Source organism: Streptomyces sp. 4F14, from assembly GCF_048159485.1.
Taxonomy (GTDB): domain Bacteria; phylum Actinomycetota; class Actinomycetes; order Streptomycetales; family Streptomycetaceae; genus Streptomyces.
This window is the reverse complement of sequence record NZ_JBLRVY010000320.1, coordinates 1-338: the sequence shown is the minus strand read 5'-3', so window position 1 is coordinate 338 and position 338 is coordinate 1. Positions and strand designations below refer to the sequence as shown.

The 338-nt window shown below is 68.6% G+C and carries 1 protein-coding gene; it reads left to right on the top strand.

The features are described from left to right. Positions 1 to 338: glycine betaine ABC transporter substrate-binding protein (locus tag ACLZOT_RS50920; RefSeq protein ID WP_416976107.1), on the top strand; the 338-nt coding region annotated here is incomplete at both ends.

Below are 338 nucleotides of genomic sequence, written 5' to 3'. Positions count from 1 at the left end.
GGGACCATCGAGGAGTGGCTGATGGCCGCCGAGTACGTGGCGCAGCGCGGGAATCTCGACATCGTGCTGTGCGAACGCGGCATCCGGACGTTCGAGACGGCCACGCGCAACACCCTGGACATCGCCGCCGTGCCCCTCGTCCAGCGGCTGTCGCACCTGCCCGTCATCGTCGACCCCTCGCACTCGGGCGGGCGGCGCGACCTCGTGCTTCCGCTGACCCGGGCGGCGCTGTCGAAGAACACCGTGCAGGCCGCGGACATCTTCACCGCCGACCCAGCCATCACCAAGGAGGGCTTCGTCGTCCTGAAGGACCCGAAGAACCTCTTCGGCTTCGCCAA